This is a genomic window from Vibrio maritimus (genome assembly GCF_021441885.1).
Taxonomy (GTDB): Bacteria; Pseudomonadota; Gammaproteobacteria; order Enterobacterales; family Vibrionaceae; genus Vibrio; species Vibrio maritimus_B.
On sequence record NZ_CP090438.1, the window covers coordinates 3294016 to 3315622 of the forward strand.

The 21607-nt window shown below is 48.1% G+C and carries 22 protein-coding genes; 12 read left to right on the forward strand and 10 right to left on the reverse strand.

Annotated elements, in window-relative coordinates:
* Positions 1-14: 14 nt before the first annotated feature.
* Positions 15-362, reverse strand: a complete 348-nt coding sequence (locus LY387_RS15180; protein ID WP_042478837.1) for a 5-carboxymethyl-2-hydroxymuconate Delta-isomerase — start codon at positions 360-362, stop codon at positions 15-17.
* Positions 363-616: 254 nt separating this feature from the next.
* Between LY387_RS15180 and tpiA the strand changes: the two genes are divergently transcribed.
* Complete coding sequence (gene tpiA, locus LY387_RS15185; protein ID WP_042478835.1) at positions 617-1390, forward strand: triose-phosphate isomerase; 774 nt, start codon at positions 617-619, stop codon at positions 1388-1390.
* Between the two features lie 142 nt (positions 1391-1532).
* Here tpiA and pfkA read toward each other — a convergent pair whose 3' ends face one another.
* The 3 genes from pfkA to LY387_RS15200 all read right to left on the reverse strand — a co-directional run bounded on the left by pfkA (position 1533) and on the right by LY387_RS15200 (position 4424).
* The gene (gene pfkA, locus LY387_RS15190) at positions 1533-2495 is read right to left on the reverse strand and encodes a 6-phosphofructokinase (RefSeq protein WP_234494686.1); all 963 of its coding nucleotides are present in this window, start codon (positions 2493-2495) and stop codon (positions 1533-1535) included.
* A 290-nt stretch (positions 2496-2785) separates the two neighbouring features.
* Complete coding sequence (fieF, locus tag LY387_RS15195; RefSeq protein WP_234494687.1) at positions 2786-3694, reverse strand: CDF family cation-efflux transporter FieF; 909 nt, start codon at positions 3692-3694, stop codon at positions 2786-2788.
* Positions 3695-3902: 208 nt separating this feature from the next.
* On the reverse strand, positions 3903-4424 hold the full coding sequence (locus LY387_RS15200; RefSeq protein WP_128649672.1) for a CpxP family protein: 522 nt from the start codon (positions 4422-4424) through the stop codon (positions 3903-3905).
* A 169-nt stretch (positions 4425-4593) separates the two neighbouring features.
* Between LY387_RS15200 and LY387_RS15205 the strand changes: the two genes are divergently transcribed.
* The 4 genes from LY387_RS15205 (at position 4594) to trmL (ending at position 8708) form a co-directional block, all read left to right on the forward strand.
* Complete coding sequence (locus LY387_RS15205; RefSeq protein ID WP_042478828.1) at positions 4594-5277, forward strand: response regulator; 684 nt, start codon at positions 4594-4596, stop codon at positions 5275-5277.
* A gap of 2 nt (positions 5278-5279) precedes the next feature.
* Positions 5280-6665 carry an envelope stress sensor histidine kinase CpxA gene (gene cpxA / locus LY387_RS15210; protein WP_234496138.1) on the forward strand — a complete coding sequence of 462 codons (1386 nt, stop codon included), beginning with the start codon at positions 5280-5282 and terminating at the stop codon, positions 6663-6665.
* Positions 6666-6750: 85 nt separating this feature from the next.
* Positions 6751-7875, forward strand: a complete 1125-nt coding sequence (locus tag LY387_RS15215) for a M14 family metallopeptidase (protein ID WP_234494688.1) — start codon at positions 6751-6753, stop codon at positions 7873-7875.
* A 356-nt stretch (positions 7876-8231) separates the two neighbouring features.
* Positions 8232-8708, forward strand: a complete 477-nt coding sequence (gene trmL, locus LY387_RS15220; RefSeq protein ID WP_128648823.1) for a tRNA (uridine(34)/cytosine(34)/5-carboxymethylaminomethyluridine(34)-2'-O)-methyltransferase TrmL — start codon at positions 8232-8234, stop codon at positions 8706-8708.
* Positions 8709-8806: 98 nt separating this feature from the next.
* Here trmL and rpmG read toward each other — a convergent pair whose 3' ends face one another.
* The 3 genes from rpmG to radC form a co-directional block, all read right to left on the reverse strand.
* A complete protein-coding gene (gene rpmG, locus LY387_RS15225; RefSeq protein WP_002535344.1) occupies positions 8807-8974 on the reverse strand; it encodes a 50S ribosomal protein L33 in 168 nt (55 codons plus the stop codon).
* 13 nt (positions 8975-8987) lie between these two features.
* A complete protein-coding gene (rpmB, locus tag LY387_RS15230; RefSeq protein ID WP_004728407.1) occupies positions 8988-9224 on the reverse strand; it encodes a 50S ribosomal protein L28 in 237 nt (78 codons plus the stop codon).
* Between the two features lie 299 nt (positions 9225-9523).
* Positions 9524-10198, reverse strand: coding sequence for a RadC family protein (gene radC / locus LY387_RS15235; RefSeq protein WP_128648822.1), 675 nt, complete (start codon positions 10196-10198; stop codon positions 9524-9526).
* Positions 10199-10405: 207 nt separating this feature from the next.
* Between radC and coaBC the strand changes: the two genes are divergently transcribed.
* The 4 genes from coaBC to lpxM all read left to right on the forward strand — a co-directional run bounded on the left by coaBC (position 10406) and on the right by lpxM (position 14326).
* Entirely contained in the window at positions 10406-11614 is a 1209-nt protein-coding gene (gene coaBC / locus LY387_RS15240; protein ID WP_234494689.1) for a bifunctional phosphopantothenoylcysteine decarboxylase/phosphopantothenate--cysteine ligase CoaBC, read from the forward strand.
* Between the two features lie 205 nt (positions 11615-11819).
* Positions 11820-12410 (forward strand): nucleoid occlusion factor SlmA, encoded by a 591-nt coding sequence (gene slmA / locus LY387_RS15245; RefSeq protein WP_042478631.1) that lies wholly within the window; start codon positions 11820-11822, stop codon positions 12408-12410.
* Between the two features lie 5 nt (positions 12411-12415).
* Complete coding sequence (locus tag LY387_RS15250) at positions 12416-13357, forward strand: Kdo(2)-lipid IV(A) acyltransferase (protein ID WP_234494690.1); 942 nt, start codon at positions 12416-12418, stop codon at positions 13355-13357.
* A gap of 12 nt (positions 13358-13369) precedes the next feature.
* The gene (gene lpxM / locus LY387_RS15255; RefSeq protein WP_128648820.1) at positions 13370-14326 is read left to right on the forward strand and encodes a lauroyl-Kdo(2)-lipid IV(A) myristoyltransferase; all 957 of its coding nucleotides are present in this window, start codon (positions 13370-13372) and stop codon (positions 14324-14326) included.
* 73 nt (positions 14327-14399) lie between these two features.
* Here the strand turns inward: lpxM and mutM are convergent, their stop codons facing one another.
* From mutM to LY387_RS15270, 3 genes are read right to left on the reverse strand one after another with little or no spacing between them, the layout of a single operon-like run.
* Positions 14400-15209, reverse strand: a complete 810-nt coding sequence (gene mutM, locus LY387_RS15260; RefSeq protein ID WP_234494691.1) for a bifunctional DNA-formamidopyrimidine glycosylase/DNA-(apurinic or apyrimidinic site) lyase — start codon at positions 15207-15209, stop codon at positions 14400-14402.
* A 35-nt stretch (positions 15210-15244) separates the two neighbouring features.
* Positions 15245-15742 carry a hypothetical protein gene (locus tag LY387_RS15265; protein ID WP_234494692.1) on the reverse strand — a complete coding sequence of 166 codons (498 nt, stop codon included), beginning with the start codon at positions 15740-15742 and terminating at the stop codon, positions 15245-15247.
* Positions 15742-16254 carry an FxsA family protein gene (locus tag LY387_RS15270; RefSeq protein WP_234494693.1) on the reverse strand — a complete coding sequence of 171 codons (513 nt, stop codon included), beginning with the start codon at positions 16252-16254 and terminating at the stop codon, positions 15742-15744. Before LY387_RS15270 ends, LY387_RS15265 begins: the two co-directional genes overlap by 1 nt.
* Before the next feature lie 352 nt (positions 16255-16606).
* On the opposite strand from LY387_RS15270, the gene aspA reads away from it, so the two are divergent.
* The 3 genes from aspA (at position 16607) to LY387_RS15285 (ending at position 21476) form a co-directional block, all read left to right on the forward strand.
* The gene (aspA, locus tag LY387_RS15275) at positions 16607-18058 is read left to right on the forward strand and encodes an aspartate ammonia-lyase (protein WP_234494694.1); all 1452 of its coding nucleotides are present in this window, start codon (positions 16607-16609) and stop codon (positions 18056-18058) included.
* 136 nt (positions 18059-18194) lie between these two features.
* Positions 18195-19505: an anaerobic C4-dicarboxylate transporter gene (locus LY387_RS15280; protein WP_234494695.1), complete on the forward strand. Its 1311-nt coding sequence runs from the start codon at positions 18195-18197 to the stop codon at positions 19503-19505.
* Between the two features lie 138 nt (positions 19506-19643).
* On the forward strand, positions 19644-21476 hold the full coding sequence (locus tag LY387_RS15285; RefSeq protein WP_234494696.1) for a protein-disulfide reductase DsbD: 1833 nt from the start codon (positions 19644-19646) through the stop codon (positions 21474-21476).
* The last annotated feature ends 131 nt before the right edge of the window (positions 21477-21607 follow it).

Sequence of the window (21607 nt, forward strand, 5' to 3'; positions counted from 1 at the left end):
AAATCACTCTCGTATTAATTGGTAATCTTTTGAAAGCAGGTCTTGTCCATATCGCGAATGTTCACTGTTAAGCTCTTAATATGGCTCGCCTGCTCTCTTAGCACTTCCATCAGCTTTCTTGAAAGCTCGCGTTTTTGCTCATCTGTCCTTCCAGATAATAGCTCAAAGCTGATGTGCACAAAATCTTCGCTGTCACCATACTCGCCAATCAACCAGTTGTGGCTGCGCAGGGAACGCGACTTAACAGAATCGGCGTCAAACAGTCCGCAGTTCAACGTCACTCGGTGTAGGTCTTCCAATAACCCTTGTACATTCAACCTTTCATCGGCTGTATTCGAATATTCTAGAACCAGATTCGGCATACGACTTCCCTTTGTTGTGACCAATAGGCGACAAGGTATAGCAAGCCGCGAGTAAAATTCCGAGAAGTATTCTATTATTCTGTTTACTGGATCACTTGGGCGAGCCATTCTGGGCAATTGTTAGGATAAGATACCAAAGCGATAAAGAAATGACCCCAATCATGATCTACATGAATTAATCTGTTATATTCTTTCGTAATCACGTTTATTTTTTACATTCGTTTTTTACAAACACTGATTTTGGAGAAAATCTCATGCGTCAACCTGTAGTTATGGGTAACTGGAAACTCAACGGCAGCAAAGCAATGGTAACTGAGCTGCTAACTGGTCTAAACGCTGAACTTGAAGGCGTAACTGGTGTAGACGTGGCGGTAGCTCCACCAGCACTATACATCGATCTAGCTGAGCGTGTAATCGCGGAAGGCGGCAACAAGATCATCCTTGGTGCACAAAACACAGACCTAAACAACAGCGGTGCTTTCACTGGCGACATGTCTCCAGAAATGCTGAAAGACTTCGGTGCTACTCACATCATCATCGGTCACTCTGAGCGTCGTGAGTACCACAACGAATCAGACGAGTTCATCGCTAAGAAATTCGCATTCCTAAAAGAGAACGGCCTGAAGCCAGTTTTCTGTATCGGTGAATCTGAAGCGCAAAACGAAGCAGGCGAAACTGAAGCAGTTTGTGCACGTCAAATCAACGCAGTGATCGACGCTTACGGTGTTGAAGCACTTAACGACGCTATCATCGCATACGAGCCAATCTGGGCTATCGGTACTGGTAAAGCAGCAACTGCTGAAGACGCACAGCGCATCCACGCTTCTATCCGCGCTCTAATCGCAGAGAAAGACGCAGCAGTAGCTGAGCAAGTAATCATCCAATACGGTGGTTCTGTTAAGCCAGAGAACGCAGAAGCTTACTTCTCTCAACCAGACATCGACGGTGCTCTAGTTGGTGGTGCATCTCTAGATGCTAAGAGCTTCGCAGCTATCGCTAAAGCAGCGGCGGCAGCTAAAGCTAAGTAATCTCTCTTGATTACCAAAGAGCCGGTTCTTGGGGAGCCGGCTTTTTTGTGCCTGCTCGCTAGGCATACTACTCTGGGCTCGCGCATAAAAAAAGCCGCTGCAAATGCAGCGGCTTTTTAAAATCATTTCAGTGCGAGTTCTATTAGAACAGCTCTTCAGCTACCTTGAATAGGTCATCACGTACTGGACGCTTCATGTTCTCAATCGCGTCAATGATGTCGTGGTGAACAAGCTGCTCTTTCTGGATACCAACACAACGGCCACCGTGGCCTTCTAGAAGAAGGTGAACCGCGTAGTTACCCATGCGAGATGCTAGAACGCGGTCGAACGCAGTTGGACGACCACCACGCTGAATGTGACCAAGTACCGTTGCGCGAGTCTCACGACCTGTTGCGTCTTCGATCTCTTTCGCTAGCTCATTGGCATCCATCATTAGCTCAGTAAGTGCAATGATTGCGTGCTTCTTACCTTTAGCAATACCGTCTTGGATGTTGCTGATAAGCTGCTCTTTATTCAGACCCGTTTCTGGAGTAATGATGTACTCACAGCCACCAGCGATTGCAGACATCAGGGTTAGATCACCACAGTGACGACCCATGATTTCTACGATAGAAATACGTTGGTGAGATGATGATGTGTCACGCAGACGGTCGATCGCGTCGATTACCGTGTTTAGTGCCGTTAGGTAACCGATCGTGTAGTCAGTACCTGCGATGTCGTTGTCGATAGTGCCTGGAAGACCGATACATGGGTAACCCATCTCTGTTAGCTTCTTCGCACCCATGTAAGAGCCGTCACCACCAATAACCACTAGTGCATCGATGCCGTGCTTCTTAAGGTTCTCGATCGCTTTTTCACGAACTTCCACTTCTTTAAACTCAGGGAAACGTGCAGAACCTAGGAATGTACCACCACGGTTGATCACGTCAGAAACGCTTGAACGATCAAGCGGCTTGATACGGTCTTCGTAAAGACCAAGGTAGCCGTCGAATACGCCGTACACTTCCAAGCCCTCTGACAGAGCAGTACGAACCACGCCGCGTACCGCAGCATTCATACCAGGTGCGTCACCACCACTTGTCAAAACACCAATTTTCTTAATCATGCTCACCCTCGATTTGGCAATCTAATTTTAAACTTTAAGTAGGTCGCATAAACCTGCGCCCCACGGAAATCTTGTTGTTATCGTTACTCTTTGTCAGCGCGTTCCCCAAAACATCACTGACGTAACTTTATTACTTATGTAAGAGTATTACAGTTTATACTGGCTCTTACGTTGATTCACATCAGAATCGCACTTTTTTATCACGCGCATTGATAATAGACAATTGAATTTAACATTGCCATGTCTACTCAGCCTCACCCCATAGAGCGGGTTGCTCTACGACCCGTGCGTTAAAAGTCTTGTTTCTTCTGTTCAGACTCTTCATGCAACACCACTGAATACGGGTCCTGGTGAATGATGACGTCTGCGCCCGGGAATGCCTCTATCACTTTTTCTTCTGCGAGATCGGCAATGCGATGCGCTTCTATCAGTGGTAAATGGTCATCCAGCTCTAAGTGTAACTGAATGAAACGAACCGGTCCGGACATGCGCGTTCTCAGCTGATGAACACCAATCACCCCTTCTACGTCATTACAGACCTGACGAATCACAACCAGCTCTTCTTCTGGTAGCTGACGGTCCAAAAGCGATTGAACCGCTTCATTAGCCATTTTAATCGCACTCACGAGAATGAAGACGCCAATCGCGACCGCGAACACAGAGTCAGCCTGACCAATGCCATACCAGCTCAGTCCCAGCGCCACCATAATTGCAACATTCATATATAGGTCGGTTTGATAATGCAAAGAATCTGCGGCAATGGCCTGACTGCCGGTCTTTCTCACTACGTATTTTTGAAAAGCTACCAAACCCGATGTGAGCACCAATGCGAATAAACTGACATAGATGCCAAGCTCAGGAGAATTAAGCTCATGGGGTCTAAAGAAGCGGTCAATACCGTTAAGAATGAGGAAGCAGGCAGAGCCAGTGATAAACATTGACTGCGCCAACGCAGCCAGGGATTCGGCTTTGCCATGCCCAAAGGTATGCTCTTTGTCTGCCGGTTGCAGAGAGTATCGAACCACCACTAAGTTAATAACTGAAGCGGCAATATCAAGTAGGGAGTCAATTAAAGAGGCGAGTAAGCTGACCGAGCCTGTCACCCACCAGGTGATTACCTTTGCTATTAGCAAAATGGTCGCTATCGTCGTTGCAGCCCATGCTGCAGTTGTCACCAGTTTCGCGTAGTTATCCTTCATGCGCTAAGTGTTAGGTCCTTGGGTTATTTCTAAACACAAAGCAAGTATACCGATTATTGATGACAAAAATAGAAAAAAGCGACCAAATTTGGTCGCAACAGATAGTGACAAAAGTGAATGAGAAAAAGTCACTATAAGGGAAATTCACAATCATCAGGCCGCAGGCCCCAAAGAAAAGCCATCGCGAACCGCGATGGCTATCAGACTATTACTCTTCAGCAAATTTCTCTGCGCGCTTCTCCATTTTCGCGAAGCATTTTTCCATACGCTCTTGAGACAGTTCTTTAAACTTCACTTTTTGCTCTGGCGTTAGAATGCTCATCATCTCATGTTGCTTCTCTAGCTTTTTCACACGACGCTCAGCTTGTTTTTCAACCATTTCCGTTGCTAGAGCATTTGCGGCTTCTGCATCAAAGGTATCGGCCAATACCAAATCTTGCATTTTTTGCTGGCGAGCCTGCATTTCCGCTTTCTTAGCAGCGAAATCACCACCAAACTTCTGTTTCATCTGCTGCTTGTTGCTTTCGCGAAGCTGCTTCATCTGCTCTTTCTGAGCGTCAGTTAAGTCAAGTTCACGGAACATGCGCTTACCGTCGAAGCCACCGCACATACCCTCACCGCCTTTACCGTGATGACCACCTTTACCACCACCGTATGCAAGTGCGCTTGCTGAGCCTAGAGCGAGTGGAAGAACTGTTGCAGCGATAACCAATTTTTTTGAAAGTTTCATAATCTTTACCCTTATGTGATTCATACCATGGCTGCCTCTGCAGCGCTTGAGTATAGAATAGGGGCTAGCGCGTAAAGCAACGTACAGCGAGCGTAAAGAATCGTAAAGATCGCTTTTTTGGGACATTAACGCTTTATTATTACAGGGCACAATAGATTCTGAGGTAGATATGGCACACATTCTTCTTATCGATGACGACACTGAACTCACCAGCTTATTAAAAGATATTCTCAGCTATGAGGGCTTTGATGTTTCCGAAGCTAACGATGGTTTCGCAGGTCTAGAAGCGATGAGCGAAGAGATCGATTTGGTATTGATGGATGTGATGATGCCGCGCCTAAATGGCATGGACACACTCAAGAAGCTGCGTGAAACCTGGGAAACGCCGGTATTAATGCTCACCGCGAAGGGCGAAGAGATCGACCGTGTCATTGGTTTAGAGCTCGGCGCTGACGACTACTTACCAAAGCCCTTCAGTGATCGGGAGCTCTTAGCACGTATCAAAGCGATCCTCAGACGCACCTCCAACAAATCCGAGACCAATACCTCTGACGGTGTGCGTTTCGACGATATTGAGGTTTTCCCAGCAAGACAAGAAGCAACCTGTCAGGGTAACTTGCTCGATCTCACTACAACCGAGTTCGCACTGCTGCATTACTTTGTGCAAAAGCCTGGGGAGACCTTAACCAAAGAAGCGCTCAGTCTTGATGTGCTCGGCAAGCGACTGTCTGCGTTTGACCGCGCTGTCGATATGCACGTATCGAACCTAAGAAAAAAACTTCCCGAGAAATTAGATGGCAAGCCTAGAATCAAGACCCTTCGTGGTCGCGGCTACTTGCTAGTGAAGGAATAATGATGAAACTGCCCAAGATCACCAGCCTGTATGGTCGTATTTTTGCCATCTTTTGGTTTACCATGTTGTTGGTGCTGATTGCGGTACTGGCACTCCCGCACCTTGATCCTCGCGTGGCAAAAGAGGTCTCCGGAGAAACACTTGGGCAAATGACCAATGTTCGCGACAGAATTGAGCGCGAATTTGTTGGTGAGGACAATATTGGGCGTATCGTCTACAAGATTGACAAATCTGAACGACAGCACAATAAAGACCATAAATCCAAAGGACCGAGCTTCTTTATTGTCGACCAAGAAGGCAACATCCTGAGCACGCAAAAGCGCACAGATTTCAAAGAGCGTATGCTCAAGAACTTCATCACCTCGGTTGACGCCTTCGACACGCCAATGCAAAAGCTCTACGGGCGCTATATGCTTGTAGGACCGATGCCTATCGAGCTAGCGAATCAGGATTACTATCTCTATATCGGACTGCGCTGGACGCAGCCACCACCGTTTCTGCTCCGTATGTTTGATAAGCCATTCCAGCTTTTGCTCGTGGTGATGGCGGTCAGTACACCGCTATTACTGTGGCTTGCCTGGGCGCTTAGCCAGCCTGCAAGACGCCTTGAGCGCGCCGCCAAACGGGTCGCCAATGGAGAGTTCAAGCCAGATCCAGACCTAGAAACCGGTACGACGGAGTTTCGACAGGCCGGTCAGAGCTTTAACCAAATGGTGCTGGCCGTAAATCAAATGATTTCAGGTCAGCAGCGGCTGCTCTCTGATATCTCTCACGAGCTTCGTTCACCACTTACGCGCCTCAGAATGGCGACTGGCCTAGCGGCGCGTAAGCAAGGAGAAAGTGCAGAGCTTACACGTATTGATACCGAGGCGCAGCGGTTAGAACAGATGATAGGTGAACTGCTCGAGCTATCCCGCATGAGCACTGACAGTCACGTCACGCGCGAAAGCCAACCAGCAAGCAGCCTTTGGGAAGAGATATTCAGTGACGCTCAGTTTGAAGCAGAACAAGTGGGTAAAGCGCTGCACTTCTCCGAGATACCTGACGTTTCCATTATCGGTAACCCGAAGCTTCTTATGAGCGCTATCGAAAATATCGTCCGTAACGCCATTCGCTATAGCGAATCAGAGATCAATATCGCCGTCTATCAGCAATCAGAGATGCTAAACATCGTCGTAGAGGATGATGGCCCTGGTGTGCCTGATGACGAGCTTGAAGATATCTTTAGACCTTTCTATCGCGTCTCTACCGCACGCGATCGTGACTCTGGGGGGACGGGTCTTGGTCTAGCAATCACACAAAGCGCTATCGTTCAACACAGTGGACAAATTAACGCCTCACGCAGTGATCTCGGTGGCTTAAAAATGCACGTTGAACTGCCGCTATAAAATCAGCAATTCAGCGATATTGATTCTACACTCTTTGTGGTAGCCTCTCGGCTCATGCTCAACATAGAATAAGAGAATCAAGCAGATGAAGATCTTCAGTAATTTCGAGAGTGGCAACATTGAGGTTGTCAGCATTGAAAACAGAGACGATATCCAGCTAAAAATACAAAACGACAACCAGTCTGAGTTCTATCAATGGTTTCACTTCCGACTAGAAACTCAGGCTGAACAGTCTCACACCATTAAGATCCTTGACCTCGCTAAGTCTGCCTACCCTGAAGGTTGGAAGGGCTATGACGTCGTTGCTTCTTACGACCGAGAAGAATGGTTCCGCATCCCATCCGAGTTCGATGGTGACACCTTGAGCTTTCACGTCCTTCCTGAGCGTGGATCGATGTACTTCGCCTACTTTGCACCGTACTCCTATGACCGTCACCTAGACCTGCTGCACATGGCACAAACCGAGCACCACTGCACTTTAGAGACCCTAGGCCACACGCTAGATAACAATGACATGTCGCTACTGACCTTTGGTGAGCCAGAGGAAGGTAAGAAGAATATCTGGGTTATCGCGCGTCAGCATCCTGGTGAGACCATGGCGGAGTGGTTTATGGAAGGCCTTATTCAGCGCCTTGTCGATGAAACCGACACCACGGCGCAAGCGCTGCTAGAAAAAGCCGTACTTTACGTGGTACCAAACATGAACCCAGATGGCGCAAATCGCGGCCACCTGCGCACGAATGCGGTTGGTGTAAACCTAAACCGTGAATGGCAGTCTCCTTCGATGGAAAAAAGTCCAGAGGTGTTCCTGGTACGCGAGAAGATGCTGCAAACAGGTGTCGATATGTTCCTCGACATCCACGGTGATGAAGCGATTCCCTACAACTTTGCAGCCGGCTCTGAAGGCATCCCTTCTTACGACGAGCGTCACGCAGGGCTTGAGAATGCGTTCAAACAAGCGCTACTCACCATTACTCCTGAGTTCCAAGACGACTACGGCTATGATAAAGATGAGCCGGGCAAGGCTAACCTGACCGTTGGCTCAAACTGGGTAGCAGAGCAGTTCCGCTGCCTGTCATACACCATTGAAATGCCGTTTAAAGACAACAACAACTACCCAGATCCTTTGTATGGCTGGTCGCCTGAGCGCAGTATTAAGTTTGGTCATGACATGGTGGCGGCAACGCTGGCGGTGACGGATAAGCTATAATCTCGAAAGACACTCTAATTGAATGTCTTGTCATTCCGCTAGCCGCGCGCCTGTGCACACAGGAATCTACTTGAGGCTTGGTGCGTGCTTTGGGTAGATCCCCGCCTGCGCGGGGATGACGGTAATTTTGGTTACGACCTACTCTACAACGCCGTCATTCCGCTAGCCGCGCGCCTGCGCACACAGGAATCTACTTGAGGCTTGGTGCGTGCTTTGGGTAGATCCCCGCCTCCGCGGGGATGACGATAATTTTGAGGACGACGGCAACCTTAGGGTGCACGATAGTCTTAGGGATGACGTTCTTTTTGCTCTTCGGGTATACTCATTCCATTATTTAGTATGAGTCGACACCCAATATGTTTGATATCGCCCTCTACGAGCCAGAAATTGCTCCTAATACCGGAAACATCATCCGACTTTGTGCCAATTGTGGTGCAAACCTACACCTTATCGAGCCGCTTGGTTTTGATTTAGAAGAGAAGAAGGTCCGTCGTGCCGGTCTCGACTATCATGACCTTGCTCGTGTAAAGCGCCATAAAGACTACGCAGCGTTTCTTGCTTATCTTGAAGAGAACAATCCGAGCTACCGCTTATTTGCTTGTACAACAAAAACCACTGGCCATCACACGGATGCGAAGTACCAGCAAGGTGATGTATTGCTATTTGGACCAGAAACCCGCGGTCTGCCCGCAGAAGTGATTGAAAGCCTGCCAATGGAACAGCGTATTCGTATTCCTATGATGCCAGATGCGCGCAGCCTAAACCTATCCAATGCGGTGGCGATTATTGCCTATGAAGCGTGGCGACAGTTTGGTTTTGAAGGGGCGGTTTAAGCCCTTTTTAGCGACAGCGTTAACCGAGCCTGATTTTCAGGCAATAAAAAACCCAGCCGAGGCTGGGTTTTCAATACTTACAAGCAGATGCTTATCAATTACTTGATTTTAGCTTCTTTGTACATAACGTGTTGGCGAACAACTGGATCAAACTTTTTGATCTCAAATTTGCCTGGCATGTTACGCTTGTTCTTGTCAGTTGTGTAGAAGTGACCAGTACCTGCAGAAGATACTAGACGAATTTTCTCACGAATGCCTTTAGCCATTGCTTAATTCCTCTTATACGTTCTCGCCACGAGCGCGGATATCAACAAGAACAGCATCGATGCCTTTCTTATCAATAATACGCATACCCTTAGCGGTTAGACGTAGTTTAACAAAGCGTTTTTCGCTTTCTACCCAGAAACGATGAGTTTGTAGGTTCGGCAGAAAACGACGCTTGGTAGCATTTCGTGCGTGTGAACGGTTGTTACCCGTTACAGGACGCTTACCAGTTACTTGGCATACTCGGGACATGAATGTCTTCTCCAAATCGTTTCAGCTCGATATCAACCTTGGTGGCCGAACCTCAATTATAAGAGGCCATAACCATTATGGAGTACCCATACAAGGCTATCAAAGGTCGCGCATTATACTAACTTGACATGCATTGCTCAAGACCCGAACAGATCCTTTTTTAAGGATTTGCTGATCTTTTTCACTTTGAGCTGATGTTGGTTGATAATTTAGTGCGCGAATCATAGCAGAAAATCACCAAAACAAAAGCTCTGTCTCACAGTTATTACAATAAAAAACGCTTTCTACTGTTTCAAAAGCTAAATCCAGCCTCTTTCAGCGAAAGAGGTCACCTCTCCATCGCCAATAACAAAGTGGTCTAGGATACGAATATCGACCAATCCCAGTGCATCGCTGAGCCGTCTTGTGATCCTTCGGTCTGCTTGGCTAGGCTCTGAGATACCCGACGGATGATTATGAGCCAGTATCAATGCCGCTGCATTATGCTGCAGAGCGCGCTTAACCACCTCACGCGGATAGACCGATGCGGCATCAATGGTTCCCTCAAACATCACTTCATCTGAAATCACCCGATTTTGATTATCTAGAAACAGAACATAGAAGGCTTCTCGCTGACGGTCACGCAATATAGACATCAGATAAAGCTTGGTCTGTTCCGGACTATTGAGGCTATCACCACGTTTAAGCGTTTCTGACAAATAGCGCTGACTCATCTCTAACACCGCTTGAAGCTGCACGAACTTCGCAAGTCCCAGTCCCTTGTGATGACAAAACTCCTCTTTCGATGCCGAGAATAGGGCTCGTAGTGAACCAAACTCAGTCAAAAGCCTGTCTGCGAGCTGAATGACATTCAACCCCTTGGTTCCCGTTCGTAGAAATATCGCCAGCAACTCGGCATCAGAAAGCGCTTGGCTGCCACGCATCAAAAGCTTCTCTCGTGGCATAGAGTCATTGGGAAGCTGTTTAATAGTCATATATAGAAGAAAACAGAAATAGGTGCCGTGTTATTGCCTAATACAGAAAGAGCGAAAAGTGCCTAAAAGACAAGCTGGGAGTCTTCCCTCTTTATTATGTAATTGTGTTGTCTGATAGCGTTCGAGAAATCACGGCATGAATGGCAGCAGTAGCGAGGGAGCATGGCTTTTGCTATCTTAGCCGCAGAAAAATGTAAGGAGCAAGCTATGCAAACGTTAGCGGGTAAGAAAATACTACTTGGCATCAGTGGTGGCATCGCCGCCTACAAATGTGCGGAACTCACCAGGCGTCTCATCGAGCGTGGTGCTGAGGTACAAGTGGTGATGACCAAAGCTGCAAAGGAGTTTATCACGCCACTCACCATGCAGGCGGTGTCGGGCAGACCCGTCTCAGATAGCTTGCTCGATCCTGCCGCCGAAGCCTCCATGGGACACATTGAGCTGGCGAAATGGGCCGATCTTGTCTTGCTTGCTCCAGCGACCGCTGACCTCATTGGGCGCATGAGCGCTGGCATGGGTAACGATTTGCTAACAACACTCGTCCTAGCCACCGACGCCCCGATTGCCGTCTCTCCGGCCATGAACCAGCAGATGTACCGCAATGTCGCGACACAAGAAAACATCGCAACCCTTGCCCGTCGAGGCATGACGATATGGGGACCAGCGGCAGGCGAACAGGCTTGTGGCGACGTCGGTCCTGGCCGAATGCTGGAGCCTATGCAACTTGTCGAGCGCTGTGAGCAGTTCTTTGGACCAAAACTATTGACGGGTAAATCCGTTGTGATTACAGCGGGCCCAACTCGTGAAGCCATTGACCCAGTGCGCTACATCTCTAACCATAGCTCAGGAAAAATGGGCTTCGCACTTGCCGAAGCTGCGAGCCAACTTGGCGCACAGGTCACGCTGATTGCAGGCCCAGTTTCACTATCCACACCAGCCAACGTGGAACGTATTGATGTCGTCAGTGCTGAGCAGATGCATAAAGCCGCACTTGAAGCGGCAACCAAGCACGACATCTTTATTGGCTGTGCGGCTGTTGCCGACTATCGCCCTGTCGATGTGGCTACTCAAAAAATCAAGAAAACGGCCGACAACAATGATATGCAGATCATGATGGTGAAAAATCCAGACATCATTGCTGATGTGGCGTCCCTTACTCAGCATCGCCCTTTCACCGTCGGTTTTGCCGCAGAAACGCAAGATGTAGAGACTTACGCGTTAGGTAAGCTAGCACGTAAGAATCTGGATATGATTTGCGCAAATGATGTCTCAGTGGAAGGTCAAGGCTTTAACAGTGACTCAAATGCGATTACCGTGTACTGGCAAGGCGGTCAGCAAGCCCTTGGTAGCGCGAAGAAAACCGAACTAGGTCGCGCTATTCTGGAGTGCATTTCAGCTAAGCTAGCCAGCGCTTAATCCCTATGGGTCCCGCGCGGTGTCAAACGGACATCGTGCAAACCCCGCCCTATGCTCGCCAGCCCTGCGAGATAGATTGTTACACACTTCAACCATTTAGCATGTTGAACTGTGTAGATAAAACGCGCTTGGGTACACTAACAGATTCACTAATGGGCGTTATCGTGCTGATTTAGGCATGCAGTAATCAAAAGGAATAGGATTTATGTCCGCTACGAGAAAGTCGAACCGAAAAGAGGAGATCCTTCAGGCTCTTGCTCAGATGCTAGAGTCCAACGAAGGCACATCTCGCATCACGACCGCAAAGCTTGCAAAGCAAGTGGGTGTGTCTGAAGCGGCACTCTATCGTCATTTTCCAAGCAAAGCGCGAATGTTTGAAGGGCTCATCGAGTTTATCGAAGAATCGCTCATGTCTCGCATCAATCGTATCTTAGATGAAGAAAAAGACACCCTGACCCGCATTCGTATGGTGTTGCAACTAATTTTGGCGTTTTCTGAGCGTAATCCAGGTTTGAGTCGCATTCTCTCTGGCCATGCTCTAATGTTTGAGAATGAACGATTACGTGACCGAATTAATCAGCTTTATGAAAGAATTGAGACATCTTTGCGTCAAATCTTGCGCGAGCGCAAAATTCGTGAAGGCAAGAGTTTCCCAGTCGATGAAAAGATCCTTGCCGCCCAATTACTGGGGCAAGTCGAAGGCAGTTTAAATCGCTTCGTGCGTTCTGATTTTAAATACACTCCAACGTCCACCTTTGACGAGTACTGGTCGTTGCTAAAACTACAATTGCAATAACGCTAATGAAAATAGATAAAAAACCTGACTTCACACTCTCACTGCTGCATCCAAAGCACTGGGGAGTATGGATAGGCTTTGGTTTGCTGGCGCTTATCGTCAACCTTCTACCTTATGCTGTGCTTTACAAAATGGGGCGCGGCCTAGGTAAGTTCGGTATGCGCTTTGGTGGCAAACGCGCGCAAATCGCTCGCCGCAACTTAGAGCTGGCATTTCCCGAGAAGACTGAGCAAGAGATTGACGCCTTCGTCGAAGAGAACTTCAAAAACTCCGGTATGGCCCTGATTGAAACGGGCATTACTTGGTTTTGGCCTACATGGCGCTTTAAACGTATTCTTATTGCCAGAGACATCAGTGCCATAGAGCAACACGAAGCGAACGGTAAAGGCGTACTGCTTTGTTGTGTCCATGCGCTCAACCTAGAGGTCACCGCGCGAGCGTTTGCTGTGCTTGGTCTTCCGGGTTATGGCGCTTATCGTCCTCACAGCAACCCCGCTTACGAGTTCATCCAGTATCGCGGACGCACCCGTAATGGCAATAAGCTTATCTATCGCACCGATCTAAAATCTATGATCCGAGTCATGCGCCAGGGTCACCGACTCTTCTACTTACCCGATCAAGACTACGGTCATAACAAGTCAGTCTTCGTCCCGTTTTTTGCTGTAGAAGAAGCTTGTACTACGACAGGGACCAGTATTTTGGCTTACACCAGTAAATGTGCCATTGTGCCGGGCTCTGGCTTTAGAAATGCCGACGGTAAATATGAGATCATGGCTGATATCTCTATCGAAGATGAATATCCAAAGAAAGATGAAGTAGCGGCTGCGGCGCTTATGAACTCATACGTAGAGAAAATCATTCTGCGCGCGCCAGAGCAATGGTTATGGATGCACAAGCGATTCAAATCTCTGCCTGATCACACCAAAACTAACTCTCGCTACCTGTAACGAGTAGGCATTATGAGCAATCAAGAACACATCGATAAGAACCTCTATGACCCTCGTTTCCAGTGGGCGTTTTTACACCCTAAGCATTGGGGAACCTGGCTAGGTATTCTCCTTGCTGTCTTTCTAGCTTTTGTTCCCGCGAAACCTAGAGACCGCTTTGCACGCTATATTTCTGGCATCATAGTCAACAAGAATGGTCGCGTGGTAAGGCGCACTCGACTTAACTTAGTTAAGTGCTTTCCAGAAAAGAGCGAGCAAGAGATTCAACACATTGTCGAAGAGACATTTGCCAAAGCGGGTCAATACCTGTTTGGCTATTCAGAGTTTTTGGTGCGCTCGACCAAGCACAACCAAAAGCGCGGTGTGATGATTGGCGAAGAAAACCTAATGCCACTGCTTGAGGCAGGTGAGAATGTCATCATCCTAGCGCCGCATGCTTGGGCCGTCGACTATCCGGCGGTAATGCTCGCTGCGCAAGGGCACAAAGTCGCGACCATCATGAAGCCGCAAAACAACCCTATCGGGGACTGGCTGATGCACGTCCAGCGTATGCAGTATGGCGGTCGAATCTTTGCTCGCAGTGCTGGAGTCAAACCTTTTGTGCGCTCGATTAAAGACGGCTACATCGGCTACTGGCTTCCAGATGAAGACCACGGTCCACAAAACTCGGTGTTTGTACCCTTTTTTGCCGCCGAAAAGGCAACCTTAAAGGGGTTCGGTAAGATGTCGCGGTTATCGCGCGCTAAAGTGGTACCAGTGCTGCCCGCTTACAACGACCAAACCAGCAAATACGAGGTGCATATTCTTCCTGCCATCGACAATTTCCCAACCGGCGATGAAGAGCAGGATGCACGCGCAATGAACAAAGCGATTGAAGATTTGCTGCGTGATAAGCCAGAGCAGTACATGTGGAACTTATATCTGTTTGAAACTCAGCGAGATGGTAAACGTATCTACGATAACCACTAGAGAGTTTAGCTTTCAGGTACTAAAAAAGCGCTTGTCGATAAGACAAGCGCTTTTTTATCGTCATCACTCGCCATTAACTCTGGCAAGCATCGCAGAAAAAGGTGTTTCTCTGCCCAATCTTCATCTCTTTGATTTCATTACCACACTGACGGCAAGGTTCGCCAGAGCGGCCGTATACTTGAAGCTCCTGGGCGAAGTATCCAGGCTTCCCATCCGTCTGAGAGAAATCTTTCAGCGTCGTTCCGCCTTGCGCTATGGCCTGTTCAAGCACTAACTTAATTTCAGACACCAGTCGCTCCCATTGTTCAGGGCTAATCTTGTAGCTTGGTGTGGTTGGAAGAATTGCGGCGCTAAACAAGGACTCACAGGCGTAAATATTCCCGACGCCGACAACATTGGCATTGTTCATAATGAAGGTTTTGATCGCAACACGCTTATTCTTAGCGCGCTCGCTCATCCACTCGGCATTAAATTCATCCGTCAAAGGTTCCGGGCCACAGTTGTCCAAAAGCTCATGAGACTCTCCTGGTGCACACCATAACCAAGCCCCAAAGCGGCGCGGATCGTTATAGCGCATCACTTTGCCGTTGCTGAGCACCAGATCGACATGGTCATGCTTCTCCGGGGTTGGCGGGTTATCAAGCACGCGTAAACTCCCTGACATACCAAGATGAACAATGGCCGTCCCCGTCGGAGTATCAATGAGCAAATATTTCGCGCGTCGGCGTATCGATATAATGGGCTGACCATGCAGTTCATGGATAGCCTCGGGGATCCACCAGCGAAGCTGTCGCTGACGGACCACAATTTCTTTGATGGTCTCTTCGAGAAGATGGGGGCTGATGCCCAGACGAGAGACTTCTACTTCTGGTAACTCTGGCATAATTCACACGCTGTGTTGCCGATTCACTCTATGGATTACTGAGTGCGCTCAGGCAAAATTTGATTATTGTCGAAGCTGACTGCCACCCATTGGCTATCAAAGGTGCTAAGTAGCCAAAATTTGTTGAGCGGGTAGGCGGTGACTCGCTGCGGCTCTTCAATATCTCGATACCATACTTCAATCGTCATCGACGTCTCAAACGCTGGTCGCAGCTTTTGGTAGGTCTCTGCATCCACCGGAGTACCTCGGATTCCACGCCAGCGCTCTATAACATTCGAGGCTTGCGCATCCCACTTTTCAGGAATCGCTCGCCATACACCGTTTTGCAGATAAAACTGGATCCCTGCGTAATTAATTTCTATGGGATCCGCGGTAGGGTCTAATATATACCCTTGTCCCATATGAGCGCTAGGTTCCAGTAGGTACTGCTTAATCAAAGTCGGCGCCGACACCATCAACATAAAAAAGGTGATGGCGACGATAAGTACCGTGTTCCAGCGACGACGAGTTAGCCTGAGACGATTGAAAAACATTAGTTCAGCTTATTACGGTCGTCATCATCTTTGCGTTCAAACTCACCCTCAAAGGTATTGCCACCCTGCTGGTCACCACGGCGAGAATCAAAGGGGTCTTGCTGAAATGGGTCTTGATGAAAACCGCCTTGATGGTGGAAACCACCTGACATGGTTTTCACCACCATTTTGCTCATTAGATATTTGGCAATCGCGGCTCTTGGTGCAGGAAGTAGCACCAGCATCCCCATTGCGTCAGTCATAAAGCCAGGAGTAAGCAAGAGCACGCCAGATACGGCCAGCATCACGCCTTCGACAATCTGCTGCGCTGGCATTTCACCTTGCTGTAGACGGTTTTGCACTGACATCAGGGTTTGCAAGCCCTGACTGCGAACCAAAGACGCACCCACCACGGCAGTGAGCAACACTAGACCGATGGTCGTCCAAAGCCCTAAAAAGCCACCCACCTGAATAAACAGTCCGATTTCAATGATCGGTACAAAAATAAATAGTAATAACAGTATCGGAAACACGCTGTCCTCCTTGGTTTGCTGTCAGTTTACGCCTACCCTTATCTAAACCACAAATAAATTACTCAGATTCAACCGTTAATCGCACAAAATTAGTTTTTCAAACTATAAATAACCTCAGTAATTCCATTAATTTTTTTGAGGAAAATCGCATCTCACGATGACTTTGATAACTTGTGCAATAATTCGGTGAAAAAGGTGATCTGGCTACTATTTTTATGTGCCACTTTGAGTAATATGTACCCCATAAGTCAGGACGTAATAACTAGCCAATTATTCTGGCGAATGGATTCTTAAAACAGATTTGGCAAATAAACTGTAAATAACGCAGAACTATTCTCTAAGGATCCAAAATATGGCGACAACTACCCTTGAGCACAATGTTGCTTCTCAAGCCACTCGTATTGAAGAAGATCTATTAGGTCAACGTCATGTCCCGGCCGATGCTTACTACGGCATCCACACGCTTCGCGCTATCGAAAACTTTAATATCTCAAATGTGACCATTTCGGATGTGCCCGACTTTGTTCGTGGTATGGTCATGACCAAGAAAGCCGCGGCGTTAGCAAACAAAGAGTTAGGTGTAATCCCTAAAGATATCGCACAATTTATCATCCAAGCCTGTGACGTTATTTTGGAAACAGGCAAGTGCATGGATCAATTCCCTTCAGATGTGTTCCAGGGCGGCGCGGGTACGTCGGTTAACATGAACACCAATGAAGTCATCGCCAACGTGGCACTAGAACTGATGGGCAAAGAGAAAGGCCAGTATGAGTTCATCAACCCAAATGACCACGTTAACAAGAGCCAATCAACAAACTGCGCATACCCGACGGGTTTCCGTATCGCGGTCTACAACAGCGTACAAAAGCTTGTCGATGCCATTGAATATCTAAAAGGCGCGTTCGAAGCGAAGAGCCAAGAGTTCTCTACCGTTCTAAAAATGGGTCGTACTCAGCTGCAAGATGCGGTACCTATGACCGTTGGCCAAGAGTTCCATGCTTGGGCAGTGACGCTAAACGAAGAAATTCGTGCACTCGAATACACATCAAAACTATTGCTAGAAGTGAACATCGGTGCGACAGCCATCGGCACGGGTCTAAACGCAGCTCATGGCTACCAAGAACTTGCGGTTAAACACCTATCTGAAGTGACGGGTCTTGAGTGTGTGCCAGCCGAAGACCTTATCGAAGCGACATCTGACTGTGGCGCGTATGTAATGACTCACGGTGCACTTAAGCGCCTTGCGGTGAAGCTGTCTAAGATCTGTAACGACCTGCGTCTGCTTTCTTCTGGTCCACGTGCGGGTCTGAACGAGCTAAACCTCCCTGAGCTGCAAGCGGGCTCGTCAATCATGCCAGCGAAAGTGAATCCAGTGGTTCCTGAGGTCGTCAACCAGGTGTGCTTTAAGGTGCTAGGTAACGACAATACGGTCTCGTTTGCCGCAGAAGGTGGTCAGCTTCAGCTTAACGTTATGGAGCCAGTGATTGCGCAAAGCATGTTCGAGTCGCTGGATATTCTTAAAAACGCCTGTATCAACCTAAGAGATAAGTGCATCGATGGCATCACCGTCAACAAAGAGGTGTGTGAAAGCTACGTGTACAACTCTATCGGTATCGTGACTTACCTAAACCCATACATCGGCCACCACGAGGGTGATATCGTTGGTAAGATCTGTGCTGAAACAGGTAAGAGCGTCAAAGAAGTGGTACTTGAGCGTGGGCTTCTATCAGAAGAAGAATTAGATGACATTTTCTCTGTAGACAATCTGATGAAACCTCAGTATAAAGCCAAGCGCTACGAGTAATGACATTCAAAGGCTTCCCTTTTAAGGGAAGCCTTTTTAGTAACTTATTCTCATTTATCGAAATTATACCCCTTATACATTTTACTAGGTCCCCCTGTGACACTCAGGACAGGGACAAACGCAAAAAGGATTGATTATGGTTGCTATAGAGCTTGCCGTCGTACTGCTGTTTATTTATTTAGGCGCACGTATTGGCGGTATTGGAATTGGTTTAGCCGGCGGTGCCGGTGTAATAGCCCTATCACTGGTACTTGGTGTACCAACCAGCCAAGCCTACATCCCGGTTGATGTAATCTTGATCATCATGTCAGTGATTACCGCGATTGCAGCAATGCAAGTTGCTGGCGGTATGGACTGGCTAGTACAAATTGCTGAAGACTTCCTTCGTAAACATCCAGAAAGAATTACCTTTTACGCACCCATCGTGACTTTCTTGATGACCCTGATGGCAGGTACCGGTCATACCGCTTTCTCTACCCTACCCGTCATTGCAGAAGTTGCAAAAGGTCAAGGTGTTCGCCCTTCTCGCCCTCTTTCTATCGCCGTTGTTGCCTCGCAAATCGCGATCACTGCATCCCCTATTTCAGCAGCCGTCGTGGCGTTTGCTGCGATGCTAGCACCAATGGGCGTTGACTACCTAACACTGCTCGCGGTGTGCATTCCAACCACATTCATTGCTTGTATGGTCGGCGCTTTTGTTGCCAACTTTATGGGTAGCGAACTAAAAGACGATCCAGTCTACCAAGAACGTCTAGCGCAAGGTCTGATTAAGTTAAGCGACGCGAAAGAGCGAAACATCCTGCCGACAGCGAAAACAGCGACCTACATTTTCCTTGCGGCTATCGGTTTTGTTGTGTGCTACGCCGCGGCTATCTCAGGCTCAATCGGCCTTATCGAAGATCCAGCGCTGGGTCGAAACGAAGCCATTATGACCGTCATGCTTGCTGCGGCTGCGGCAATTACCCTGGTCACTAAGATTGATGCATCGAAAATCCCGTCAGCGGCGACTTTCCGCTCTGGTATGACAGCGTGTGTTTGTGTACTTGGTGTGGCATGGCTAGGCTCGACGTTTGTTAACGCTCACGTAGACGGTATTAAAGAGCTTGCTGGTGCGCTACTTGAAGATTACCCATGGATGCTTGCTATGGTGCTATTCTTCGCGTCAATGCTGCTTTACTCGCAAGGTGCAACGACAGTTGCTCTCATGCCAGCGGCTTTAGCTATCGGTGTTGCGCCGCTAACCGCAGTGGCCTCTTTTGCTGCGGTAAGTGCTCTGTTTGTATTGCCAACCTACCCAACACTGCTAGCTGCGGTTGAAATGGATGACACAGGTTCTACGCGAATCGGTAACTATGTATTCAACCACCCATTCTTCATTCCGGGTGTAACGACTATTGCTACGGCAGTGGCGCTTGGATTCGCGTTTGGCGGTCTATTGATCGGCTAAACTCAGCTGCGACTCGCAATATCATTAAAGAGCAGCTTTTACGCTGCTCTTTTTTTATCTCAGATGAAACATTTGACGCTATCTTCCTGTCTTAACTTCATATAACCTCAATATATTGTTTTGGCTTGGTTGCGTTTTATGACTCGGATATTCACACATCTATTACTGCTCTCTCTATTTACCATCTCCCTACCAAGCTGGGCGTTGTTTGGTGACAGTAGTTCTAGCTCCGCTTTTGCACCGAGCTCACCGAACACGTTCGTGCCGGTAGATGAAGCCTTTCCGATGAACGCCTACCAACAAGGCGATCGTGTATTCATCGATTGGCAAGTAAAACAAGACTACTACCTCTATCAAGAGCGCCTGTCGTTCAGTGGCGAAAACGTCACATTGGGTGATATCACGATGGAAGATGGCGAGCCCTACAATGATGAGTTCTTTGGTGACGTAAACATCTATACTCAACCGCTGTTCGTGGAAGTACCGCTAACGGCATATCAAGATGGCGCGAGATTGATTGTTCAATACCAAGGCTGTGCGAAAGCGGGTTTTTGCTATCCGCCTGAGACTCGCATCATCGATATCACACCATTTAGCTTTGATGCCGCTCAAGAGGTACAAACGACATCACAATCTATTGCGCCTACACCTCAAAACTCCAACGCTCAGTCGAAACAAAGCACCCCTGAATCTGGTTCAGCCGCCCCATCCAATGGCAACCTAACCGATAAACTGGCACAGAACTGGTGGACACCTGCGTTATTCTTATTGCTTGGTATCGGACTGGCGTTTACACCTTGTGTGCTCCCTATGTACCCGATTTTGACCAGCATTGTGCTTGGCGGTGGCAAACGCAGTCACAAACAGGCGCTTATTCTTTCACTGGTGTACGTGCAAGGTATGGCGCTCACATATACCTTACTAGGTCTGGTGGTTGCGTCTGCGGGTATGCAGTTTCAAGCGGCAATGCAGCACCCTTACGTGTTGATCGGGTTGAGTGCACTCTTTATTGCGCTGTCGCTGTCTATGTTTGGTCTATACACGCTTCAGCTACCAAGCGGGGTGCAGACTTGGCTCAATAATCTCAGCAACAAGCAACAGGGCGGTAACTTGCTCGGTGTCTTCGCCATGGGCGCAATATCGGGATTAGTGTGTTCACCTTGCACCACAGCGCCGCTTTCTGGAGCACTGCTTTACGTCGCGCAAAGTGGTGATTTGTTGACGGGCGGTATTGCTCTGTATGCGCTTGCGTTGGGTATGGGCATTCCGCTTATCGCAGCGGCGGTGTTTGGTAATAAACTGCTACCGAAAGCGGGTAACTGGATGGAGCGTGTCAAAGTGTTGTTTGGCTTTGTTCTACTCGCTGCCCCGATTTTCCTGCTTGAGCGCTTACTACCCGAATTTTGGAGCAGTGTACTGTGGTCTGGACTCGGGATTGCTGCCTTTAGCTGGCTCTACCATCAGAAGAACGCGTTGCCTTTTGGAGGCTGGAAACAAAGCTGCGTGGGTATTATTGCCATATTAGGCCTGTTTGCCTCAGCGCAGCCACTGCTCAATCACTGGCTTGGCAATCCTAGCGGTGCTGAAGCTTCAAAGGTCTCGATTAGCTTTGTTCAAATCAACAACACGACCGAGCTACAAGCAGAATTGGACAAAGCGAAACTGGCGGGTAAGCCAGTGATGTTAGATTTTTATGCGGACTGGTGTGTAGCCTGCAAAGAGTTTGAGAAATACACCTTCCATGCTCCTAATGTTGAGCCTGTGTTGAGTGATTTTGTCCTGCTGCAAGCAGATGTGACTCGTAATCAGCCACAGGATATAGAGCTACTTAAGTCAATGGACGTGTTAGGTCTACCCACTATTGAGTTTTGGGATGCACAAGGTAATCCCATTCCTCATGCTCGCTTAACTGGTTTTGTTGGTGCCGATGATTTTCTGCAGCACCTCACTCAACATGCGCTCATCCAATAGTGAGCAGGTCGATTTATGAAGCGGTTGTTTACAGAGTCATAGCTAAAAAGTCGATTCTGCTCAGAGTTTTGTATTGATTTAATTGTCCAAACATCAGACTGAATCAATAATAGCATTAACACTTTCGCAAA